20 protein-coding genes are annotated in these 22,420 nt (G+C 52.4%); 16 read left to right on the forward strand and 4 right to left on the reverse strand.

The window, feature by feature from the left end:
* Window positions 1-6: 6 nt before the first annotated feature.
* From EL633_RS35790 to EL633_RS35855, 15 genes are all read left to right on the forward strand, one after another.
* Window positions 7-816 carry a hypothetical protein gene (locus EL633_RS35790; protein WP_126632108.1) on the forward strand — a complete coding sequence of 270 codons (810 nt, stop codon included), beginning with the start codon at window positions 7-9 and terminating at the stop codon, window positions 814-816.
* Window positions 792-1,535, forward strand: a complete 744-nt coding sequence (locus EL633_RS35795) for a hypothetical protein (RefSeq protein WP_126632109.1) — start codon at window positions 792-794, stop codon at window positions 1,533-1,535. Before EL633_RS35790 ends, EL633_RS35795 begins: the two co-directional genes overlap by 25 nt.
* Window positions 1,536-1,548: 13 nt before the next feature.
* Complete coding sequence (locus EL633_RS35800; RefSeq protein WP_126632110.1) at window positions 1,549-2,232, forward strand: Mov34/MPN/PAD-1 family protein; 684 nt, start codon at window positions 1,549-1,551, stop codon at window positions 2,230-2,232.
* On the forward strand, window positions 2,229-3,134 hold the full coding sequence (locus EL633_RS35805) for a ThiF family adenylyltransferase (RefSeq protein ID WP_126632111.1): 906 nt from the start codon (window positions 2,229-2,231) through the stop codon (window positions 3,132-3,134). Before EL633_RS35800 ends, EL633_RS35805 begins: the two co-directional genes overlap by 4 nt.
* 164 nt (window positions 3,135-3,298) lie before the next feature.
* Window positions 3,299-4,585, forward strand: a complete 1,287-nt coding sequence (locus EL633_RS35810) for a hypothetical protein (RefSeq protein ID WP_126632112.1) — start codon at window positions 3,299-3,301, stop codon at window positions 4,583-4,585.
* 1,101 nt (window positions 4,586-5,686) lie between these two features.
* Window positions 5,687-7,552, forward strand: a complete 1,866-nt coding sequence (locus EL633_RS35815) for a hypothetical protein (protein WP_126632113.1) — start codon at window positions 5,687-5,689, stop codon at window positions 7,550-7,552.
* A 361-nt stretch (window positions 7,553-7,913) separates the two neighbouring features.
* Window positions 7,914-8,621, forward strand: a complete 708-nt coding sequence (locus tag EL633_RS36895) for an ATP-binding protein (protein ID WP_218027669.1) — start codon at window positions 7,914-7,916, stop codon at window positions 8,619-8,621.
* 1 nt (window position 8,622) lies between these two features.
* Entirely contained in the window at window positions 8,623-9,147 is a 525-nt protein-coding gene (locus EL633_RS35825; RefSeq protein ID WP_126632115.1) for a hypothetical protein, read from the forward strand.
* Window positions 9,148-9,402: 255 nt separating this feature from the next.
* On the forward strand, window positions 9,403-9,702 hold the full coding sequence (locus EL633_RS35830; protein WP_126632116.1) for a hypothetical protein: 300 nt from the start codon (window positions 9,403-9,405) through the stop codon (window positions 9,700-9,702).
* Window positions 9,699-10,031: a hypothetical protein gene (locus EL633_RS35835; RefSeq protein WP_126632117.1), complete on the forward strand. Its 333-nt coding sequence runs from the start codon at window positions 9,699-9,701 to the stop codon at window positions 10,029-10,031. The genes EL633_RS35830 and EL633_RS35835 overlap by 4 nt, the downstream gene beginning before the upstream one ends.
* Window positions 10,032-10,198: 167 nt before the next feature.
* Window positions 10,199-10,504, forward strand: coding sequence for a helix-turn-helix domain-containing protein (locus EL633_RS35840; RefSeq protein ID WP_126632118.1), 306 nt, complete (start codon window positions 10,199-10,201; stop codon window positions 10,502-10,504).
* Window positions 10,505-10,647: 143 nt separating this feature from the next.
* The gene (locus EL633_RS36900; RefSeq protein ID WP_161982725.1) at window positions 10,648-10,797 is read left to right on the forward strand and encodes a hypothetical protein; all 150 of its coding nucleotides are present in this window, start codon (window positions 10,648-10,650) and stop codon (window positions 10,795-10,797) included.
* Window positions 10,798-10,927: 130 nt separating this feature from the next.
* Window positions 10,928-12,721: an asparagine synthase-related protein gene (locus EL633_RS35845; RefSeq protein WP_126632119.1), complete on the forward strand. Its 1,794-nt coding sequence runs from the start codon at window positions 10,928-10,930 to the stop codon at window positions 12,719-12,721.
* Window positions 12,712-13,482 (forward strand): lasso peptide biosynthesis protein, encoded by a 771-nt coding sequence (locus tag EL633_RS35850; RefSeq protein WP_126632120.1) that lies wholly within the window; start codon window positions 12,712-12,714, stop codon window positions 13,480-13,482. Before EL633_RS35845 ends, EL633_RS35850 begins: the two co-directional genes overlap by 10 nt.
* A 299-nt stretch (window positions 13,483-13,781) precedes the next feature.
* Window positions 13,782-15,554, forward strand: coding sequence for an ABC transporter ATP-binding protein (locus EL633_RS35855; RefSeq protein WP_161982726.1), 1,773 nt, complete (start codon window positions 13,782-13,784; stop codon window positions 15,552-15,554).
* A gap of 119 nt (window positions 15,555-15,673) precedes the next feature.
* Here EL633_RS35855 and EL633_RS35860 read toward each other — a convergent pair whose 3' ends face one another.
* Together EL633_RS35860 and EL633_RS35865 are read right to left on the reverse strand one after the other, a co-directional pair.
* Window positions 15,674-16,450, reverse strand: coding sequence for a GAF domain-containing protein (locus EL633_RS35860; RefSeq protein ID WP_161982727.1), 777 nt, complete (start codon window positions 16,448-16,450; stop codon window positions 15,674-15,676).
* Window positions 16,451-16,615: 165 nt separating this feature from the next.
* The gene (locus EL633_RS35865) at window positions 16,616-17,458 is read right to left on the reverse strand and encodes a class I SAM-dependent methyltransferase (RefSeq protein WP_126632123.1); all 843 of its coding nucleotides are present in this window, start codon (window positions 17,456-17,458) and stop codon (window positions 16,616-16,618) included.
* A 331-nt stretch (window positions 17,459-17,789) separates the two neighbouring features.
* On the opposite strand from EL633_RS35865, the gene EL633_RS35870 reads away from it, so the two are divergent.
* Window positions 17,790-18,440: a hypothetical protein gene (locus tag EL633_RS35870; RefSeq protein ID WP_126632124.1), complete on the forward strand. Its 651-nt coding sequence runs from the start codon at window positions 17,790-17,792 to the stop codon at window positions 18,438-18,440.
* On the opposite strand, the gene EL633_RS35875 is transcribed toward EL633_RS35870, so the two are convergent.
* Both EL633_RS35875 and EL633_RS35880 read right to left on the reverse strand, forming a co-directional pair.
* On the reverse strand, window positions 18,437-21,157 hold the full coding sequence (locus EL633_RS35875) for a helix-turn-helix domain-containing protein (protein WP_161982728.1): 2,721 nt from the start codon (window positions 21,155-21,157) through the stop codon (window positions 18,437-18,439). The two genes, EL633_RS35870 and EL633_RS35875, sit on opposite strands and share 4 nt — an antisense overlap.
* Before the next feature lie 169 nt (window positions 21,158-21,326).
* Window positions 21,327-22,391, reverse strand: a complete 1,065-nt coding sequence (locus EL633_RS35880) for a helix-turn-helix domain-containing protein (protein ID WP_161982729.1) — start codon at window positions 22,389-22,391, stop codon at window positions 21,327-21,329.
* Window positions 22,392-22,420: the final 29 nt, after the last annotated feature.

Genomic DNA, 22,420 nt, shown 5'->3' on the forward strand with positions numbered 1-22,420 from the left:
TAGGCCATGATTGAACTTTCACCACAGACGACCGCGCGCCAGGCACTCCAACGCTACCAGCTCCCTCGCACCTTCGCCGAAGCGCATGACTACCTGTACCGAAAACTCCACTCGATCCAGTTGCTCAGTCTCTATAAACACTACTTCCCCGAAGAGTACAATCGCTCGGAGAAGCGTTCCCTCCCGACGGCTGAAGAAGCATATAGCCCGATGGAGACAGAATTCGTCGAGCTGGTAGACGAGCGGCTGTTTCCCCTCTATACCGAATTCATGCTGTACGGATCTGGCGCCGATGAGCGGAGCACCGTGATCCCAGTTCGCTCACTCGGAGAGGACTGGTACAACACCGAGTACGAGAACCTCTCACCAGGATGGCAGCTCGCGCTCTTCCTGATCGGAGAAGTGACATTTCACGAGATCACCGAGCATCAACCAGACATTACCATAGGCGAAAATTCTCCGCTACGAGAGATTGTTTGGGCAAACGTGCAGTGGGATGCGTTCAAGGAACGTTGGAAACACGTGGCAGAGGCACTCCACCCAGCCGTTGCTCACATTCCTCTCGTAATTTCACTGGCCTATCATGATACAGGAAATGCTTTTCTTGACAGCACCGACGAAGCACCCATCGAGGACTGTTCTTGGAACCGAGAAGATATGGATCTCCTCATCAAAGAGTACCAGGAAGCAGCCGCCATGATTACCCACATCAACGAGCTTCTCGAATGGGTCGGATCAGATCCAGGCCATCTGCAAACCGTTCTTACGCTACTGAAAGAGGATAAAAAGACGTGGACTACTGCGAAGAAGGATTAATACGAGCAGCGCTCCTCAAAGACTTACAGAGCCCAGCCCCACGTGTCCTAGGGAACATCGAGGCAGAACTTCTTATCGTGAGCGGACAATACATTCTGCACTACCGCGACGACCACCAACAGGATCAAATCAAGTTCCTTTCACAAGAGAGCGTTCGTCAAGCATTTGACGAGCAAGAGGTCATCAGCGGCTGGCTCCCGGCTGGCATCAGGCAATGGGGCATCAACACAAAAGGCACCTGGATGATCCAGTGGCTTCCGCCGGCGAAACATACACTGACGCTCCTTGGGAAAGGGATGCCCGAAGAAGCGATCTCGGTCGCACTCCCTGCACTCATCTTTGCAGGTATCGGGACGATGTACTACGTGTGGGCCTCAAAGGAGAGAGAGTTCTCGCCCAACCTGCCGCTCTATCAGGCACCACTACCCAATGTGTATGCGGATGGGAAAGTCTGCTTTGGGAATAATACGCCTGCACCAGTTTCTGCCGAGACATTTCAAAACGTCTGGCAGCTTTTCATAAACAGCCCCTTCAACGCAGATCTGGCCGGGGGCAAATCGACGCGTCATAAAACTGATGTCCGCCATCAGCTGTGCGCTTCACGAAAAAAGGCCACCTATCCTGTAGGCGACCTCGTACCTTTCAAACGATACAGTTATGAAAATCCGTTGACCCTTTCGGATGCCGTGGATCACTACTTCTTGCAGAAGAATTTTTAAGAAGGAGAGAAGCATGCCAGCTCTGGTAGAATATCACCTCATCACCCCACAATCAGGGATTCCGCCTTTCCAGGCTCACCTCTACGATTACCTGTTCGCCGGCAACGGCGTCTTGATTCGCAGCAAACGCCCTGGACTAGAGGTCATCTTACCTGTCACCACGCAAGAGATACGGGGACTGGCCCCCATTGAGCCACTCGTGCGCTTCACGTACCCACCGGTCCCACAACACCTAGTCGAGCAAATACTTTGGTGCGCCCAGGGTGCCATAGGTGAGGAAGGTAATCCAGTCGAGATCTTGTTTCACCTGGAATGGCGCGATGAGGAGTGGCAGCTCACCATCCCCGAACAAAAGCAGACAGCGACCAGCGTTGTGCCGACCGACGACAGTGCAGGCTCCTCGTATGCGACGGCATTGATCGACCTGCACTCGCACCATGGGATGCAGGCATTTTTCTCGGCGACCGATAACCGGGACGAGCAGGGATTCCGCATCTACGCCGTTCTTGGAAACATCTTTAAGCGACCAGAACTCCTCGTTCGTGTGGGCTGTGAGGGTGTCCACTGGATTATTCCGGCAACAACGGTGTTTGAACTACCAGAAGGTCTCATCGACGCGAGCATCCCTCTGTCCGAACAGGATGAGGATGGCGATCTAAATCCGGAGCATGACGACGAGGAGGCATCAGAGCTATGAACGAAGCGGAAATAGACCTGTCATTCATGCGGGCGAGGCCGGTCTTCACCTTCCAGTCGCAACACATCGCGCTCATCCTCGTTGGCACGGGCGGAACAGGGAGTTACCTGTCTCGCCACGTCGCACGATTGGCCTGGATCTTACAAGCGCAGTATGGGAAGAGAGTCTCTCTCATCTTCGTGGACCACGACGTAGTTGAACCAGCGAATGTAGCACGCCAGGATTTCTGCCAGCAGGAAATCGGCTTGCCGAAGGCCAGAGTGCTGGCGCTACGCTACACAGCAGCCTTCGGTGTCGAAATCACCACCTTCGTTGAGCCGTTCCAACCTGATATGATCAAACGCATCCACTCTCACTGGGGCGCACTGACCGTGGTGGTTGGTGCAGTAGACAACGCCAGGGCGCGCCAATCCATTTCTGAGGTGCTGCGCGAGAACACCCAGGAAGTGCCGAAAGTCTGGTGGTTAGACTGTGGCAATTCGTTGGATGCCGGCCAGATCCTGATGGGCAGCACGAATAACCGCGAGGACCTGGCTGACGCCTTCAAGCTCCCAGGGTACTGCCGCAAGTTGCCCTCGCCGAGCATTCAGCACCCCGAACTACTGGTTCCCCTCCCAGAGGAGATAAATACCCACCCGCTCTCGTGTGCCCAGCTCCTGGCAGCGAATGCCCAGAGTCTGATGGTCAACCAGCAGGTAGCGGGCTATGCCGCGCAAATGCTCTACGAGCTACTCATCACACAAAAATTGAAGCGAACTGCGACCTACTTCGATCAGCCATCGGGCACTGCCACCTCGAAATATACCACACCTGAAACAGTAGGCGCGATCATTGGCAAAAGAGCGGATTTCTTTTGCACTCCGCCCACCGAGAAAGCGCAACGAGTGCCGACAGCGAGTTAAAAGAAGGTGCGATTCCACAAGGCGACCAGGGCGGCCATTCCGGGGAGAAACGCTCCCTGGCCGCCTTCTATTTACCAACATGCCCTTTCCATCCGAAGGCAATCATGATAGAGTATACGTTAAGAGAGAACACATGTAGATCAAGACAGGGAGATCTGATATCGATGGATGAGCGTATATCCGCCGAGGATCTCGTTGAGGAGTCGAGAGAACAACTCCTTGATGGAAGGATTCATGACCAGCTCCTTGACGGGATTCTGCAAGGAGACGTGTCGGCAGAGGTTGAAACGGCTGTGATCGAAGCAACGCAAAACAGGCTCGTAGAGGCAGTACAGATGCCACTTCCAGGCCTGGCTGTGCAACAACCCGTAACCATTCTCGACCATCCGAGCGGACGGGCTGTGCGTCAGGCCTCCCTGGCTCCAAAGAATTCCTGGAGAACGGGGCAAAAGCCTGGGAGCCAGACCCAGCGACTGTACTACATCGCCGATAATGGCATTGAAATCAGCCTGGGAACGCTTGAGAATCCCCTGGACCTCGAAGAGGCCAGAAAACAAATCAAGAAGGCTGGCGAACTCACCGTCCTGGTGGATCGTCTGCTCCTATGGTTCTGGTTATCACGCAGCCGTCCAAGGCCGGGGGACGGCAAGACATTCATTGGGAGAAACGGGAGTGTGCCAGTTTCCATCGAGGAGATGCTTGACATGCTTGGATACACGAAGCATGTCAAGCGGGAATATCCCGGTGGAGAACAGAAATATACCGACGGATATCGGACCGAGGACAAGGATCGCTTGACCTGGAATATCGCACTCCTATCAGCGTTTCAGGTGTCAAGCGACAGCGAGAGCGGCTTCGGCATCCGGGGTGCCTATATGCGCTACTCCCTTGGTTTCTGGGGAGGTGTTCACGCTGGTTATCTTATTTCTCCAGGCGACTGGATTCACGCTGTTGATATGCTTGAGATGCCGATGCTCTTGCACATCGATGAACAGATCCTCCGGTTTGACCGTCAGGCCGAGCAACACGAGATACGGTTGAGCCTCTATCTTGCTGAGGCGTTCCGCGATCAGCTCAAACGGGGAATGCTCGGCCTGCCGCTGATGGTGACAGACCAATCGGGGCGAGAGCGTTACATTACGATGGAGGAACTGCTGGGCGAAGCGCGTATCAAAATCGATAAGAATAATCTCACACAGCGTTTCGCGCCACGCATAGAAGCGGCGCTGCACAATCTTGTCGAACGCAACATCCTGGCGAAAGCCGAACCGGTGAGTCCTCTGGACAAACAGAAGGGCTATTGGGGCAAGGCCTGGTGTAGCCAACCAATGATCATTGCCGCCCCGCCGCAGCTCATTGAGCAATACCGCCTCTTCCAGCCCCTTGCGCAACCAGCACGCATCAGTGGGCCAGCGAAAGGGCGGAAACGCACCAATAAGCCAAAGGCGTAATAGCACCCGATGCAGATGGAAGATACGTTTTGCAGTAAAGACCCTCGAAACGACCTGTTTTTGAGGGTCTTTACTGCAAAATTCTTCCATTTACACCCGATGGCATAGGTGCTTATGTATCAATACCCCCACCGGTTGCGGGTGACATTTCTTTCTCCGTCGAGGCCTTGACAGCATTTTCTGTTCATCAGGCAGGGGGAGGTGAAGGCAACAGGCCGCTTCAAACGCCCGTATTTCCCTACCATTTAAGCTCATTAGTACTTTTTTCTCCCCCACCGGTTGCGGGTGACTTCCCCCACCGGTTGCGGGTGAGATTTTAGCCCTGACCCCCACCGGTTGCGGGTGACATTTGTGCTCACAGACCTGCAAAAAGTACCCGATCCCTTTTTTTAGACGACCACTCATTGCTCATCCCCTGTAGTAATTGCCAATACCTTCCACTACAATAATCATAGATACAGGTAGAGGTTAGGGTTGTCCGTGTTTGACCGTGTTTTGCCGTCTCATTCCCATCTTCCTCCTGTATTCATCAGATATAGTAGGTACGCCAGGGAGATCGGCGAGGTCTGGTGTGGCACGTACTGGCACACACCCTCAAAGGTGGATGAGGAAGAAGGCCCCTATACAGGGATGTCTTTGGCAGGAATAGAACGCAAAGAAACGCCAAAACGTCCCGAAAGGAACGCTTGTATGCTATACTGTAGCTATGATTTTGCGGACAAAAAGAAAGGAACCCCTGCGCCACAGTGCGGTTCCTTCTCTTCTTGCTTGTCCGAGTCGGAGGATTTATGACGTAAAACGCACCTACTTTTTCAACTCAGGCTTATGGAGTAGCACTGTTGAATCACTCAAGGTGATTCAATGAGGAGGAGTTTTTACGCTTTCCGACAGGTCTCGTAACCTGTCGTTAGTATAGCACGCCCGAAAAACGGCGTCAATTTTGCCTCGGGTTTTTCTCCTTCTCTCCTACTGAAACCCATCACGTGGTTGCGCTACTCATGTCTACCAGGAGCGGATCTCCGTCTATAAGCTCTTCCATAGAGAGAGTTTGGTATTTCTTTGCCTTTTTTGATATGAACATATGTAGGAATGGAGCGACTTATGCAGGCAGTTTTTCCGGCTTCCCAGCTCAAGGACATCTCAAGCGCTCATCTCCCTAAAGGGTTTTGCCCAGAAGGGGTGGCCCAGACCTGTTTCGACAGCGACTTGCTGTACCTTATCGAGCACGCGATCCCGCCTTCTATCAACGGACTGAAGATTTTCGCTCATCTTCTTTACCACGCAACACTCGATCCGCGTACCTCTATGCAGCATAGTCTCTTCCAGGCAACAGGAGAGTGTGGCGACGAAGCCATTGTGCTCATTCACAGTATCGAGGCACTGGCCAGAACAGAGACGTCTCCCTGCGCCCCGGAAACCTACCATAAAGTTTTGCTCGCTTTCGAGGCAATGCAGATCATTCGCCGCAAGTTCCACCGGACATACACAGAAATCCGCATTCCGGTGGGAAAGCGTACCATTCATGTTCCCTCACTGCTTACAGGCTTGCAGAAAATGTACAAGAAACATGGCAACGAGAAGGGCACGAATAAGTTTCAAAAATTCGCCCTCCGGGTGGCTACACGCCTCCAATCGGGCGAGTTCTCCAGATATGCATCTTCAGGCGATGTCCCCCACGCTCATCAAGCAATTGCCCAGGTGCTTCTTAGCTTCCTGAAGGAACACCATGTGAAGGAAGTTCGCGTGCCCAGTTTGAACGAGGCCTGCGAGCTGATCGTCCAGGCAATACAAACTGGGCGAGTTGGCTCACAATCGGGCGAATCCGTCAGGCTGACAATCCAGGGGAGCAAAGCAAAAGTGGGCGAATCCTTCGCGCCCGTGGGCGAGTTCGTCGTGGAAACATCCGGAGGCCAGATGTCAACCACCCAAGAGGCGGGCGAGTTTGTGGGCATGGATTCGCCCACTTTGCCCACTTTCCGCATCGAGAAAGGGAAAAAAAGGAGAGAAACTCGCCGACTTTGCCTGAAAAAGGGCGAGCCAGAGGCCATTTTCGTGGCGAACTCGCCCGAATTTGCCAATTTGGAGAGTATTTCTGCTGATTTGGGCGAGTTCGCCGCCGCCGTATCGTTCAGCGATCATATCTCTTCAGAGATAATTACTTGTAATAAAGAAATTACGATAAACGATGATACTCCCACTAACTCGCCTGTCTACAAAGATCCTCGCCCCATCGAAGCAATTCGCCATGAGGCGGCAGACCTCGCTCAACGACTAGATGGGTCACGAGACAGTCGTTGGTTTGCCAGGTTCGTCAAAACTGTGCAGATCTATCCTCCTCGGGTACGGCGCCTGGCCGAGATTGATGTCTTGTATCACAGTGCGTTTCCCGACTATCGAGGGAAGCCTGACAGGCCCGGCGCGGTGTTTTTCAAACGGTGCGAGGAGTATGCCAACCCCCAGTGCAAGGTGATTGACCAGATCCGTCAATGGGACGAATCCGGCATGAGTTTCAAGGATATCCGCCAGGAGCTGCAACGGGGGCGTCCCGTTCCATCTGCAGCTATGTTGCCCTTTCTTGATGAACAACCCATTTTTCTACAGTCAGAGGGTCTTGAAGATGGGCCAGAGAGGCAGGATGATGGCGATGATAGGCAGCATCTTCAACCGAGCTGGCAGGAAAACCGTGAAATGGTACAGTCGTCTCTGCTCAATACGCGGATGAATCAGAAACAGGCCAATGTCCTCTGTCAGCAGATTCGCCAGGAGGTGCAGGTTTTCTGTGACCAGGCTCGCCAGCAAGGACAGGCGTTTGACATCCAAGCCGAGGTCTATCCAGGAGAACGTGACGGCGAGTTCGTGGTCGTCACGTTCTGGAAAGAAAATGGGGAAGAAACGGAAGAGGAGTGGGTAAACCCGGCGAGCTGGAGCCGCTATTTTGAGCAGGTAAAAAAGTGTTACCTGAAGTGAGAGGGAGATCTCTATGAGCGATTTTGAGAGCTTAGGCGACGTAATAAAAGATGGCACTGGCAGAAAGAGGCATGAGACGAGAAGAAGGTATGGCCACATTGTCGAGGGGAGTGTCTCCTCTGCCGCATCGCACGCGTATCAGCCTGATGTCTTAGGTGAGGGGCAGCTGGAGATACTGGGAAAAGCGGTACTCCCTTTTCAGCGACGTTCCCGTGTTCAGGCAGATGTACAAACAGACCTGCACCCTGCATCTTTGTCTCAGAATCATTCTGCAAATACGTGCCCGATCTGCAAAGGAGCCGGATGTCTCCGAAGAAATGTCCCTTATGGGCACCCTGACTTTGGTAAGGCTGTTGCCTGTGTGTGCAAGGAGCGAGAACTCCGTGAGAAACGGCAACGAAAGATGACTGCCCTCTCGGAGCAATTCGGCTTTCAGCGGGAACTGGTCCTCTCAAGTTTCCGACGGCAGGTGCGGGGGGTGCAGGAAGCCTATCAAGAGGCTGAGGCGATGATCAACCGACTTGTCGCGTGGGCGAAGCAGAGAGAGAGCGCGAAACAAACGAAAGATGCGCTTGTGCTTCCCCAGGAGTGGCTGCTGCTCCGAGGGCCGGTGGGAACTGGTAAGACGCACCTGGCGATGTCCATCGCCAATGCGTGTATTGATGTTGGCCTTGTCGCGCTTTTCGCGACTGTACCCGATCTCCTCGACTATCTGAGAGCGACATATGGGCCGGAATCGGATGTGACCTATGATGCGCTCTTCATGCAATTGAGGGATGCTGAGGTGCTGGTGCTCGATGACCTGGGAACTCAGCGCAGCTCTCCCTGGGCTGACGAAAAAGTCTTCCAGTTGATCAACTATCGGTATAACTTTGGCTGGCCGACGGTCATTACTATCAATAAGAAGGCGTGGACCTATCTTGATGAGCGTATCCGTTCTCGCCTCCAGGATGCAGGCCTCGTCCTTGCAGTAGATATGGATGATGCTCAAGATTATCGCCCGCGTCAGGGAAAAAATGTCAGGCGTCGTTCCTCCAGCGCGGAAAGCGCAGTGAGCAGCGAGCAGTAATATGGCAAAAGCATCTCTTGCTGCCGCCGAACAACAAGATCTTCCCTTGTGGGACGAGCAACTAACGACACCTGAAAACAAACAGGGAGCAGCAGATCAGGTTGATTTAGGCGACGACCGCATATTCTTTGACGGGCAGCGCTATCACTATCATGGCCTCACTTTTACCGTGGAGGAAGCAGGGGTCTTTCCTGATTGTCCGCTGGAGCGCATCAAAGTTATGGTGGATGCGACCTATGATGATCCCGCTCGCCAGCGCGAGATCGCGCGCTTTGGAAGGCGTGTGTGGCATTCCCGTGTCCGTCCAGAGCGTGCCGCGAGCCAGGCCCTTGATTATGCCCTGGGTCACAATGTGAGTCTGGTGGCGCGCTACCTCCCCTATGTGCTGCATGTATTCGATGAAGATCCTGCCAGAGCCGATGCCTGGACAGTTGATCTCCAGCGTGCCTACGGTCAGCATAAATCGGACCGCGAACCAGCTCGACGGCTTCTTGAGGAGGTCGGAGTTTCCTCTAAATTCTTATAGCCAAGAAATTACAGGCGTGACAAAACGACACCTATAATCCTTTCCCTTGGTGCGCTTTTTACCCCCTTCAAGCAAAGTACGTGGCCTCGTCACAACTTCTTTTTCCTTTATAGTTTCCTGCGCCAACGTAACGAGTGGGCAGTGCGGGACACCGCGATGAATACAAGGGCAACGGATCTCCCCCCTTTGTGTGATATGTGGTGTGAGTGCTGAGAATCTTTGGCTATACGAATGATTTTCTATGGAAAGGAAACAATGATGGTTACTGATAGAATGACGGGCGAGGGGATTTTACTTCCATCAGGTGCCCTGGCGGCGGCAATCACATACTGGGGTGGTGATGGCACCAACTACCAGGTCTATCCATTGGAGAGGTCTGATATGCGCGTTGTGGCTCTTGCACAACTTGTCTCAGAGGAGATGGCATTGGATGACGTATCGCGTTCCTGGATCGTTCGTATAGGAGACAGAAGTTGTACGGTAGTAGAGCGGATTGAATACGGTCGGCGCTTTACTCCCACCAAGCTATATGATATATGGGAAGAGTACGAATGAACAAGAAAGAGCCAAAAGTGAGGCATGCCAACGCGTACGCTGCTGAGGTTCTCGCGAAGATTGCTGCATACCAGAGTTACCACGTTCCCCTCCTCGATGAAATGACCGCAGAAGACTACACGCAGTTCCTGGCTTGGCTTAACCAAGCGAAACCACGCACGATAAAATACCTGACTCGTCGTGCGCACACTCAGATAAGTAACGAACTGGATGTAGAAATGGCCGAGGATATCCGGTGGTTCCGTTTTTTAGAAGTCAATTTTGCTCATCTCCAAAACATGCTTTGGCAGCAACAAGAGAAATCACAAGATCTAGACGTACAGGAATAAGTTCGTTTGCTTGGACGACCATCTCCTACCGTTTTCAAAACCACTTTCATCATCGCCCTGGGCAGACTCTGATACCATTTTTTTCAAAGCTGCCCAGGGCGAGTTGTGTCTTCTGTCCTCTGGAGTATACGTGTGCAGTTTTAGAATCGCAAGAAAAGGATGGCAGAATGGGTAATCATATCGATGGCGTGTATCTGAAAAAACAAATTAAGCAAGCAGGATACACGCTTGATGAGTTTTACAAGGAATTGGGCATCGCCAAGACGACGTTCTACTACTATAGAATTGGCGCGCGCCCTATCCCACATAAACTCCGGCAGCGTATTGAAGAATTGCTACAGTGTCCTTTTCAGAAATTTTTGAAACCCGAGCAGGAAAGTACCCTTATGCTGCTCCCCCTAGAACAACCGCAACCTGCTCATCAGTGCTTCATTCCAATGCCGGCTCCTGCTGAGCGCTCACACCTTCTTTGAAGAAATCCCCTCTCTTTGAGAACTCGTCTCAGACGTGACCCTTTTGTGAACGTTTTATGACCCTTCTGTGAACATATTTTCTCCTTTCGAGCAAGGTCAAAAGGTATACTTTGAGAGATAACAACCAGGAAGGAGGTGAGCCTATGATTTGGCGTTCTCTACAAGCACTTCTCTCGCTTGTCTTCGCAGCCCCGACACGTCTTGCCAGCCAGAGCATTGTATGTGGGACTGGCGAAGGCGGATGGGATGAAGAGGATGCAGATCATTTGCGAAAAGCAATACCCAAAAAATAGTCGTCATCATAGAAGCAAAAGCCATGGGAATCCAGCTGTTCTCATGGCTTTTGTCGTTCCATATGCTTTCCCCATGCTCAATAGTCCGGTAGTTGGAACCGTTTCACTACTATGAAAGGAGCACTTTATTTTGAAGCCAGAGTTTCTCTCCACCTATACGGGATTTTGTGGTCAGTTGCGAGAGGCATCTACTCAGCTTACTACAGCTTGTTGGAAGGTAGGTAGTCCTGGTCCCCCATTGTTGGGGAAGAATGGCGCCATCCAATGGGTTTCTTCACTGCAAGGTGAGGAGGACTATCTCCTCCCCAGCAATGGGGGACAGGTGTATCTTGCGGGATTGATTTGGAATGAGAAAGGATCAAAAAGTGCTTTCGCACAAACACTGTGTCAGATCCTACAAGGTTCTCACTTCCAGCAGCTCGCGACACTCGTCGAAACGTCTGCAGGGTGCTATATCGATACCACCAATACCGTCTATCTGTGGGTTGGTTTCGCAGCATCAAACGAGTCGGTCTTCTATCGGATTGATAACACCCAACTCCGTTGGTCCACCGATCCGCTTGATTTAGTCTATGAGGAGTCGGAGATCGATCTTTGGGCGCTCCGCCGGTGCTGTCATGGCGATGATGTCTTCATCTACCCTCAGCTCCGGCGAGTTGAGCAGGGCCACCTGGTAAAAATAACGCCTGACCGGCGCGTTACCACCTATCAATTCGACCGCTTTCTCCCCGATCCCCACCTCACGGCCAGGCGCGCAACGATAGAGCTGTTCGTCCAAGCAACACAGGTTGCACTCCAAAGGGCAATGCAACCGCTCGCTCGCACCACTCTTCCAATAGGCATCATGCTCAGTGGGGGAGTGGGATCTGCAGCGTTGCTTAGCGTCCTCAAACAAGAACAGGTTCCTGTCATCGCTTACCATCTAGAGTCCCCAGACCCAGCTGGATCTGAATATGCTTTTGCGAAAATGACGTGCGAGGCCCTCAAAGTTCCACTGCAGCGCATCGAAATGGATACTGGCCCACAGTATCTTTCCTCTCATGGGGAAGAACGCTGGATACATCCATATGGTCATCCCTGGGCACGCTGGTATCAGCAACTTGCTCAACAGGCACATCGAGATGGTGTGCGATTGCTTGTGACTGGAGGAGGAGACGATTCCAGCTTTGGACCAGAACTGGAGTATAGTGTGTATGCAGTCCTCTCAGCACCCATGTCCTGGCGCGAAAAAGCCACGATGATACTGGGGATGCTGTCAACCGACTGGAACGTGTTTGACCTTGTGAGGAGCGCCTGGCCATTGCCGCCTCGACAGTTAATCGGGCCTTCCTCCGCCGCTGGTCATACAAGCAGAGATCGTACCATGAGGAAGGCCGATTTTCTGGTCCCTCTTCCACCTCGCCCACGGGCCTTGGATGATGCCGCAGTCATTCACGCTCCACGTTTCGCAGCACAGAGCTTGGCGATAGGGCAAGTCCTAGAGCAGCAAGGCATTCACCTGTATTATCCCTATCATGATAGGTGTGTCCAGGCTATTTCCTTGGCTCTTCCCCCACCCTACCGGCTCATTCCTCGGCTCGGCCCCCTGCTCCACCGCAGCGATATACCAGACCAACTGATGAATAAACCAGTGCTTCGCCTGGCGTGCGAAAAGATGCTTCCCGAAGCTGTGACCTGGCGTACCTGGTCAGTCTATACACAGGCTCCGATCCAACAGTTCTGTCTCAACCATCCCCAACGTCTCAATGCCCTGTTAGGTGTGGACTCTTCTCTTGCCCGTCTTGGGATCGCAGATCCTTCGCGTTTGGCTCTGATTCTTTCCCAAAGGGCACTCATCCGTGAGAACTATCAAACGCTTGTGGCAAGCGGCATGGTCGAGATCTTCTTGCAGCAGTGGAAAAGAGGAGGTCCAGTATGGGAATAAGTGTTCGGAATATTGAGCTCTGCCCCCTCGTGTATTACGATGACTACGATGGAAGAGGCTTGCTGCTCGCTATTGAACAGGGGCTACTGCTAGAGTTGAACGAGCAGGAAACGCAGATCCTGAGCAGGTTACTACGAGAGTGGAGAAACGTCCCTCTTCAGGAGCGCAAAGGATATGAGAAAGAGGAAATGGCATTGCTTGAACGCCTCCGTGGCCACCAATTGATCACCCAACCATTTAAACATCTCCCAGCCCATCCATCTGCCACGCCGGGTCACCAAGCCCTGGTAAAGCGCCCACGCGCAAAAAACCGTCTGCAAGAGCGTTTGCTGGGCGCTGGAGAGATTCTGGCGGTACTCAATAGGTTGCGTACCGACTTCTCCAGCGCCTATCACTATCTGCATGTCTTACAACAGACGAGAAATACCGCGGCTATTCATACTGAACACGAAGCATTCCAACGGGCGAACCAAGAGTATTGGGTCTACCGACTCGTCACAGGTTGTTTTGAACGGAAGGTCGCCCGTTTACTTGGGCAAACTGCTGATGAAGAGGGATTATGCCTGGTTAAAGGCTTCGCGCTGTGTGCGTACCTTTTAACGCTCGGTATTGAAGCCCAGGTTGTTATTGCTCGTCCGATCTATGGATCGCGAAGCTCCTTCAAGCTCCATGCCTGGGTAGAGATCCAGGGAAAACCATTTAACGAGCATCCAAATATTCATGATGGTTTTCGAGTGATATGTGCTTTCCCCCCCTTTTAACACTATCATTACAGCAAAAGACAAAGCAAAGAGCGTCAACAGGTTGTTTTCTGTTGACGCTCTTTGCTTCTGCGTATCCTGCTCACAAGGAGCAGGCCTCGTCTATTGTGTTTCTGAATATGCGCGTATTTATATATATTATCTTGAGAAACTTCATTAAAATGATATACTTGGGCCACGGCACCTCTGATAGAGGCGAGTCAATAGAGCAAACAGACTGTATAGTTCTTAAAACGGGTCAAGGCCGTCCTGTTGTCGCAGAGCTCATGGTCGTAGTGAGGAGGGGGAGCATCACATATATGATGAAAGACATTAGGCTCATTTTTCGTTATCTTTTTCCGGCCTTACGTCCCTACGTCTGGCCGATACTTGGGAGTTTAGGGCTTACAGGGATGGTGGTGAGCATCGATCTTTTACAGCCGTACTGCTTTAAGTGGCTCGTAGATGCTGCAACCGTGTCTCTGAGTTACCAGGTCGTGATTCTTGTTCTTCTTATCCTCTTCGGGCTCACGATAGCTCGCTCACTGTTGAGCTACTGGGAAGTGTATGCACGCTCCAAAGTGGGCGAGGGTATCTCTGCTCAGTATCGAAAACGTCTCTTTGAGCATATTCTTCACTTGCCTTTCTCGACGCTTCACAACCTTCCGAGTGGTATATTAGAGAACCGGGTGATGACTGATAGCGGAATGGTCGGAAGAGTGTATGTGTCAACAGGATTGCTTCCCCTGATCGCCCATCTTGTCCAAGCGGCGGCACTCGTGGTTCTGATTATGTGGTTAAATTGGCAAGTTGGTATGGCATCGCTGCTCATCTTCCCCCTAGGTTGGCTTCTTACTCAGGGAATGACCCGCCGCAATCATGCACGATTGGTTCAATTACGGTCAGTGGCTGAACAAGGTCACACCTTTCTTGAAGAGAGCTATTCCTGCTTGAGAGAGATCCGTGCCGCTGGCAATGAAGCTGGCGAAATGCAGCGCTGGCAGCAATGGCTGCATACATACGGGCAGCTCACGACACTCTCAACCACCAAAAATCGCTTTGTACGTGAGGCTCTCAATCATTTAATCGAATGGATTGGCCTCTGTATCGTCTACGGCTATGGCGGCTGGCAACTGCTGCAACACTCCATGACGATTGGAAGCTTGCTGGCCATCGCCTTGTATGTGCAGCAATTCTATACCATGCTCACATCCATCTTGAGTGCTCGTATTGAGACGGGTGAGGCGGCCAATGCAGTACAAGCCATCAACGAGATCCTGGCGATGCCGCGTGAATGGCCGGAACAAGGTCACGTCCTGGGAGAGGTCACAGGGGCGCTTGAGTTCGATAACGTAGCTTTTTCCTATACTGGGAGCGAGGAACATTTACAGCATATCTCGTTTGCCAGTACTCCTGGTCAGGCCACTGGCATTGTAGGGCCAAGTGGAAGTGGAAAAAGCACACTCATGAATCTTTGCATGCGCTTTTACGAACCAACCCGGGGAAGAATTCTGTTGGATGGGCAGGATATCAAAAAGATCGCACCTCATGCCCTGCGTCAGCAGATCGGAGTGGTTTCCCAGGATATACAGCTTTGGAATACGACGATCCGAGAAAATCTCTTGTATGGATTGCGTCAGGACGTACCCTGGGAACATGTTCTGGACGTGTGTCAAAAGACGTGCGTGCATCAATTTGTGCAAAAATTGCCCGATGGATATGACACGGTTGTAGGTCCCCGAGGGGCAAAACTCTCTGGAGGGGAAAAGCAGCGTATTGCTCTTGCTCGGCTCCTCCTGCGTGATACGAAGATCTTGCTTCTCGATGAGGCGACTTCGGCCCTCGACTCGCTGACTGAGGCAGCAATCACACAAACACTTCTTCAAATTGGCGGCATGAAGAATCGCATTCTGGTTGCACATCGCCTGGCAACAGTCCAAAACGCTGACCGTATCCTTGTCATCAAGGATGGTGAGATCGTCGAGGAGGGTTCGCCGCAGGAACTCTATCAGCAGAATGGACTTTACACAGCGCTCTATCATAGCCAGAGGTTAGGCACAGAAGAGCTGAGCACGACCGCAGAACGACCTTGAGAAGCTTTGGGAGTATTCAGCTTACTCCTCTGATTGCAAAGAAAGCCCCTGCCATCTCACCAGATGAGATGGCAGGGGCTTTCTTTTTGTTCCCTCCAATGACTGCGAGGCAGCGGACGTTACTTCTCTTGCAACGTTCGCAACTTTTGCTCTATCTCCTGTAACACCTGACGCTCAGCCAGCAACACGTTCATCTCCTGTTGTCGCGCCTTCGCACTACGCAGAGCTGTATGAACTTGTTGCTGAAACGAGGCTAGGTAAGGCCGTTGCACGTCGGTGGGCGGCATCAGGTACAAGGCTATCGCCTGCGGGTCATAGAACTCGTGGGAGTGGAAAGCCAGAGCCAGGAGATCTGCATAACGACGAAGCATGTCGAGCCGGTCGGGGGAAAAATAATTGGGAAGTCGGCTCAGTATCTGAAAGCAACCAGCTACGCGGCACTCCTGCAAGAGGGGATAAGCGGCGGTGCTCCTGGCATGTTCTTCCTGGCGGAGCGGGAAATGGTCTGGGTTCCGTTGTATATCCTGGCTCACCATCGGATGGACCATCTTTGCCGCATAACCGGCGAGCGATTCGGCACCATGAAGGGGAAACGAAGAATGAGCTTGCATACGCCAGGGAGCCGTGCCTATGGCCAGACGTACATAGAGGCTTGTAATGATGGTCTTCGTGGAATCATCAACAAGAGATGGGAGGCACTGGAACACGAGTAACTGTATGCCTGCATCAGTAGTAGCAAGATATCTGACAGCGTGTTCCAGGACCAGATCGGCAACTGCCTGGAAACGCCGATCCACTGAGGTAGTGGCAACAACGGAAAGCACCCTGTCATAGAATTGAGCCGTGATCTCTCTAGGATCATCTTGCTGCGATTGTCGTTCTAACACTGGAGCCATGCTATCGTTCTCACCACACATCATTCCATAGTCAGCTGAGCATAGTGCATAGACCATCCCCCTTTGGGCTGGCAGATAAAACACGATTATCTCATAGGATAGGTGGACGTGCCTGAACCCCGTCTGGGGTGCAGCTGCCTGGTGAAAACCCCGGCGTGGTGCTTTTTATTTTCTCCCCCATACTGTCAACATAGGGAGGATTCCATGAAAAGTCCGTAAGCTCATTTCTCTCTGTTGTTGCTGTTGAAGCTGACTCAGGCGCTCTTGTGTGCTCACCCCTGCCTTGATCATGAACGACTGTATTCCTTTCATGAAAAGGTGCAGGTCTCTTTTCCACTCCTCATGGAAGGGCGTGCCACTGCTGTAATTGATCATATGGCCGATGCAACGGGTGTCGCGGAACCCTGCTGAAAAAAGGAGGGGTTCCATCTCACAGAGTATCCCCAGGTGACGATCACTCTGCGAGAGGCTGTGTCCTGAACGGCGCATGGCCTGAATAAAAAGACTCCACAGTTCCTCGTGAGCGGGAGCATTCGACTCGCCCACCTCGAACTCGGTCAGGCGCAACCATCCGCCGGGGCGCAGTATTCGCCTGCACTCGCGCACCAGAGCAGCCCAAGACCCTTTATCGAGAGTCTTACTCAAGAATTGAGCCGAGATGAGATCGAAGGAATTGTCAGCACATGCGAAGGGGCCAGCTAGATTCTCAACATACAGGTGACGAATATTGTCGAGATGTCGATCCTGTACTTCCGCATTGGCATACGTAATCATCATGCGACTCGTGTCAACGCCAATGACCTGCATCTTCTGGTGGTAATAGGTCTGGGCCATGTCTAAGGACCAGGAGCCAGGCCCACACCCAACCTCTAGCACGTCACGAATCTGCGCAATCTCGGCATCGGTGAGTCCTGGTAAGAGGCCACCAATAGCATGTTTAACGAGCAGGAACCTGTTCGAGAGACGCTCCAGCTCAACAAGGTTTTCTGAATCGATTTGAACCGGCATAACGGTATCCTATAGGATCTCTAAACCACAATGCGTTTCCTACCTCTGTCGTAGCCCTACAGTTCCAATTTTCTCTCTCAAGTATGCGGTAATCTCTGCTCTCAGGGAAGTGACAGCACCGTGACACTAGCGTTACAGTCCCGTACCGGTCTCTGCGACGCGGCTCTCTGGGTGATTTTCCAGCAGCCCAGTTCCCCATATGGGTTTCACGTCTTGAGCGAGTTTGCAGAAGTGTGCTACTATGAGCAATCGAAGGGTGCAAATGCACTTTCTCCCTGAAAAAATACGCCTGAAAAATGATATGCGAAACCTGAAGAAAGGATTCAAACTGATGGCAGAAACCACAGAAGATATTCAAATTGAGAAAGGGTTTGCCGCTACCGCCGAAACTCCAGGGGAAAAGGTTGCTCACCGGATCTCTGTTGTGGCAAATCCCCTGTTCGTTGCCCTCCCACTTTTCCTCGTCGTTGCCCTCCATACCGCGCCTGATCTGCTTCATGCGTTAGGATGGTGGCTGATCATTGCTGTTGGGATTACCGGCGCACCTTTTTTCTTTATTCGGATGGGAGTAAAAAGAGGTAAATATACGGATGATCACGTCAGTAACCGAGCACAGCGGTTCGTTCCGCTCTCATTTGGCTTGATATGCATGTTGCTCGTCTTTGTTTTGCTGTTCTTCCTGGCTGTTCCACGGCTGTTGCTTGCAACTGTTGTGGCTGCACTCGCTACCCTGGCATTTGCTATTGTCATCACTCAATTCGGGAAATTCAAGATAAGCCTGCACATGGCAGGGAGTGCAGGGGCGGTCACGATCTGCATCTTGCTCTTTGGACCCTGGCTTTTTGTGCTCGCTCCACTCGTTATCCTCATTGGCTGGGCGCGCTGGAAGGTCCGTGCTCATACGGTGCTTCAGGCGTGCGCAGGAACAGTACTCGCAGCCCTGGTCACCATCGCCGTTTTGTGGCTTTTTGGAGTGCTTTAGTGTTCCTTTGGTGAAGACGCACGTTCTGTGTCTTCACCATGCAGCGAGGCAAAGTAATCTAACAAAATCCGGTGTGCAAACATATACCCCCCACCAACTTTCCTCAAGAGAATGCGGGATGCTGCATAATCGAGAAATGCCCTATAATTTATAGGGATCATGCCTGCACGCCAGAGATACCAGCGCAGCAAGTAGTGTTTGACCCACGCGATGGTTCCGTGAATCAGGAAAAACTGGATGCCGATCAGCAATCCGAAGACCAGCCCAAACCCCGCTCCCAGGATCGGCCACCCCTGTAGGCCACCAACCAAGCCGAAGGCCAGCGCACAACATGCTGCACTCATCAAGCCCCCAATGGGAGCAAACAACACACCCGCGAACGCCGCATTCCTGACAGACCTCCGAATCCCCGCATTGGGGCGGTCCAACTGATGCTCGTTGAGCAGCCTGCTCGACCACCCGCTATTCAAGAGGCTGGCCAGCACCCCTGCAATGCCGATAATGAGTCCAATAATCAATCCATAGATCAGACCGTATCTAACTCCGTAGTCAACTCCATAAAATGCCCCGCTGATCAAAGCAAGCACTGCTCCCACGCAGAGCGCAATAAATAACGAACTGATCAAGCCTTTTCTCAGCGTCTCAGGAAGGTGCTGCGCAACACTCTCCCATTCCCAGGAGACGGATTCGGCTGGTTTGATGGCACCTAGTAGACCTGGAATTAATCGACTCCCCCCAGCGAAGCCAAAGGCAACGAAACAAAAGAACCCTGCAATAGTCCCGTATACAATGACGCTTGACAGTACGATGTGCAGCGCGACATCGACGAGAGCAAAGCTGAGTCCCGCCGCACTGCCCACAATTGCCCCATCCAAGAGGCGTACGCGGAATGGCCGCTTCGGCTCCAGATCCTGCGATCTTGGAACCGTCTCATAGCGCAATCCAGCCAACAATCCGCTCAAGAGTCCAATGAGCACCCCGCCAAATACTCCTGCTCCGATGCCGTAGACGAGGCCATGAACAATCCCACCTCCCAGGATGATGAAGATCGGCACACAGAATAGGCTGATGATCCCGCCAGTAATGAGGGCGCTCTTCACACCCTGGAAGAAACCATGCCATCCGGCTTTCCATGAAATAGTTGGAAAGCCGGATGCGCTGATGAGTAAGATCTGTAGGCAAAAAATCAATGCAAAGACGATCCCTGTGCTCCCACCCGCTTCTACTCCCCCGCCAATCCCTGGTGCCATCCATCCCCAGATAGTGTTTCCTGATCCCGCCCCAAGCTGGCCCAACAATCCTGCTCCCACGCCGAAGGTGGCCGTATTTCCAATCTTTCCTCCGCGTACCCAGGCAAAGAGGCTTATGATCACAATCGACTCGATTGCGTAAATAAAGCGCAACAGAACAGTATTGTAGCGATGACGCGGAGGACCACCCCCGAGCCAATCGGGCTGCATTCTTTCCAGGTAAAACTCCGTCAAGCTTTGCTTTTGCATCTGGCTTGCCAGCCAGCCCAACCAATGTGTTGTTTGCTGCTCAGTGTAGCGTGACTCGGCCCGCCTTCCCAGCATACGCTGAGTGTAGCGGTCGAGCACCTGCTGTCGGCGAGCCTCACGAGATCCTGTGAGCGCAAAGCCCTCGCTCGCCTTGCCATCTCCTAGATAGGTCAGGGTCAATATAGACAGCATTAATGGCAACCTCGCCATTTCTTGAAGATCGACGTCTTCCTCCAACGCTTTTCGGATGCTCTCAAGCGGCTTTCCCGCACTGGAGAGGTACTGATCTATTTGTTCTACGGTAAGCGGCTGTACCGCAACCGCTTGTTGAAGTTCGACGCGTGTTTCAACCGCGAAGTACTCAGCTAAACGGCAGCAGACGACAATGTGCACGATAGGATGGAGGCTCTTGTAGTGATTAATGGCTTTGACGCAGGCTGCGCGGCTGGCGTCTGCGACTTCATCGAGGCCATCGAGCAAAATGATCAGCTCATCGTCTTGAAGCCACTGTTGAGCGACCTGGCGAGGAACGTGGTATTTGAGAAACAGTTCTTCGACAAGCCACTCGGCCAAGGGCAACTGTTTTACGGCCCAGGTAGACAAATTGAAAACAACCGGAATGAGTTCTGTCTCGTCTTGATCGGCCCGTCTCAACAGTGTGCGAGCAAGCTCCAGGAGCAAGGTCGTCTTTCCCCCTCCTGGTTCTCCGAGAATGAGCAGTTCCCCGTCCGCGTCATCATACACCTCGACGATGGAAGTGCCTGGTGGCAAGGGCCTCGGAGGGAGGTTGGTTTCCTGCACGGTCAGCCGCCAGGGATTTTCTAATGCCTCAGGGAGTTCCTGCAATCCGAGAGCAATTAATGCTGCCTTATGAAGGGATTCTTTGAGCACTCCATCAATCCAGGTTGCGCGAACACGCCTGATCATTCTGCGTCTGTTGATTCTTGCATGACGCAACGCCGAACTATCTTTAGGGAAGACAACCTCAGTTTCCTCTGTCGCTTCAAATCCCAGTTCTTCCGTAGTCATTTGAAAGAAGGTACAGAGTTTCTCCAGTTGTTCGGGATAGGGGTGGCGGCGCCTACCACTTTCCCAGCTGCGCACTGTGTCAAGGCTGACACTCAGCTGTTCAGCGAGTTGGATTTGGGTTAGATGTTTCTTCCGGCGCACCTGGCGCAGTAATACATTCGGTTTGGGCTTGGATGGTTGTTCGTCCATAAAAATAATCATCCTTCGAGTAGGGTGGAGACTCTGTAGACACGATCAGGGTATGTTCGTCTTGCCTCTGAGGAATGCATACAGCGAGTGAGCGTCATTGGTCGTTCACGCAAAGATATCTCAGCCGTTCACTGCCCCTTACCAGGTGAGACCGTCGCACAGACCCAACTCAAATCGCGAGACTTTCCTCTGATCCCTCAATTTTCAGCAGTTCGTCTTCTAGCTGACCCCGGACGCGTTCTTCCACCCTCATCAACTCTCGCATTGAGGATGACTCCTCGGTACTCGCCCGCCTATATTCATCCTCCACACGCCTCCGAAACGATTCAAGATGCTCACGTTGTATCGCCCAAGACGGCATCAAGCCCAAATCGATAGTTTCTTGAGGATAAAATTCATCCTCAGAATCATAAAAGGCGAGTCGGATCAAGTCAGCAAATAACTCGATCAGTTCCAGCCTTTCAGGAGTGAAATAATTGTTCTGCGCGGAAAATACGAGTAATGCGCCTGCAATAGCATTTTCTCGCATGATGGGAAAGGCCGCAGCGCTCTGTTCCCGTCCCCTCACGTGGGCAGACACGTGGGCATTGCTCATCGCGGGGATCATCTCACCGTGCCTTCTGGCAACTGCATAACCCGCGAGAGACTCCAGGCCAAGGAAACCATCGATATAGTGTAGGTCTCCGCGCCAGGGTGGAGTCCCCATGCCCACTGTGGCACGCAGGCTCCGCACCTTTCCATCCCTCGGCGGCATACATTTGGCTATGATAATCTCAAGGCCCGTTGGGGTCGGGTGCGTTTCTAACTGCTTCAGCGCTTCTCGTAAAACAGCTCCAGCGATTTGCCAGAACCTATCTGGAGTGTCTCTTTGGAGCCGAAGCACTCTGAGACAGAAGTGATCAAGAAGCCCTAACTGGAAGTGGGAGGTGTGTCCATCCGGCTCGCCCTGCTGAAAATCGAGAGGGTATGTATTCTGAATGTCGGCTGGCAGCAGTGACCACACTTTCGGGTCTCTCCTCAGCAGAGCAAGAAATTGTTGCTTCTGGCTCTCTGAGAACACCGCGAGCATCCGTTCGAGATTGACCGCCTTTGGGCTATCCTTGCCCCTTCGCCAACGATTGATAGTTGTCTTGCTTACTCCCAACTGAGCAGCAAACGCCTGTTTTTCGTCCGCCTTCATGCGGCGGCAGTGATCGTCCAAAAACGTTTGCCACGTCATCGTCTGTATCATCATAGGCTTATCCTCATCCTGAATAGTACCTT

This window comes from Dictyobacter alpinus (assembly GCF_003967575.1).
Taxonomy (GTDB): Bacteria; Chloroflexota; Ktedonobacteria; order Ktedonobacterales; family Ktedonobacteraceae; genus Dictyobacter; species Dictyobacter alpinus.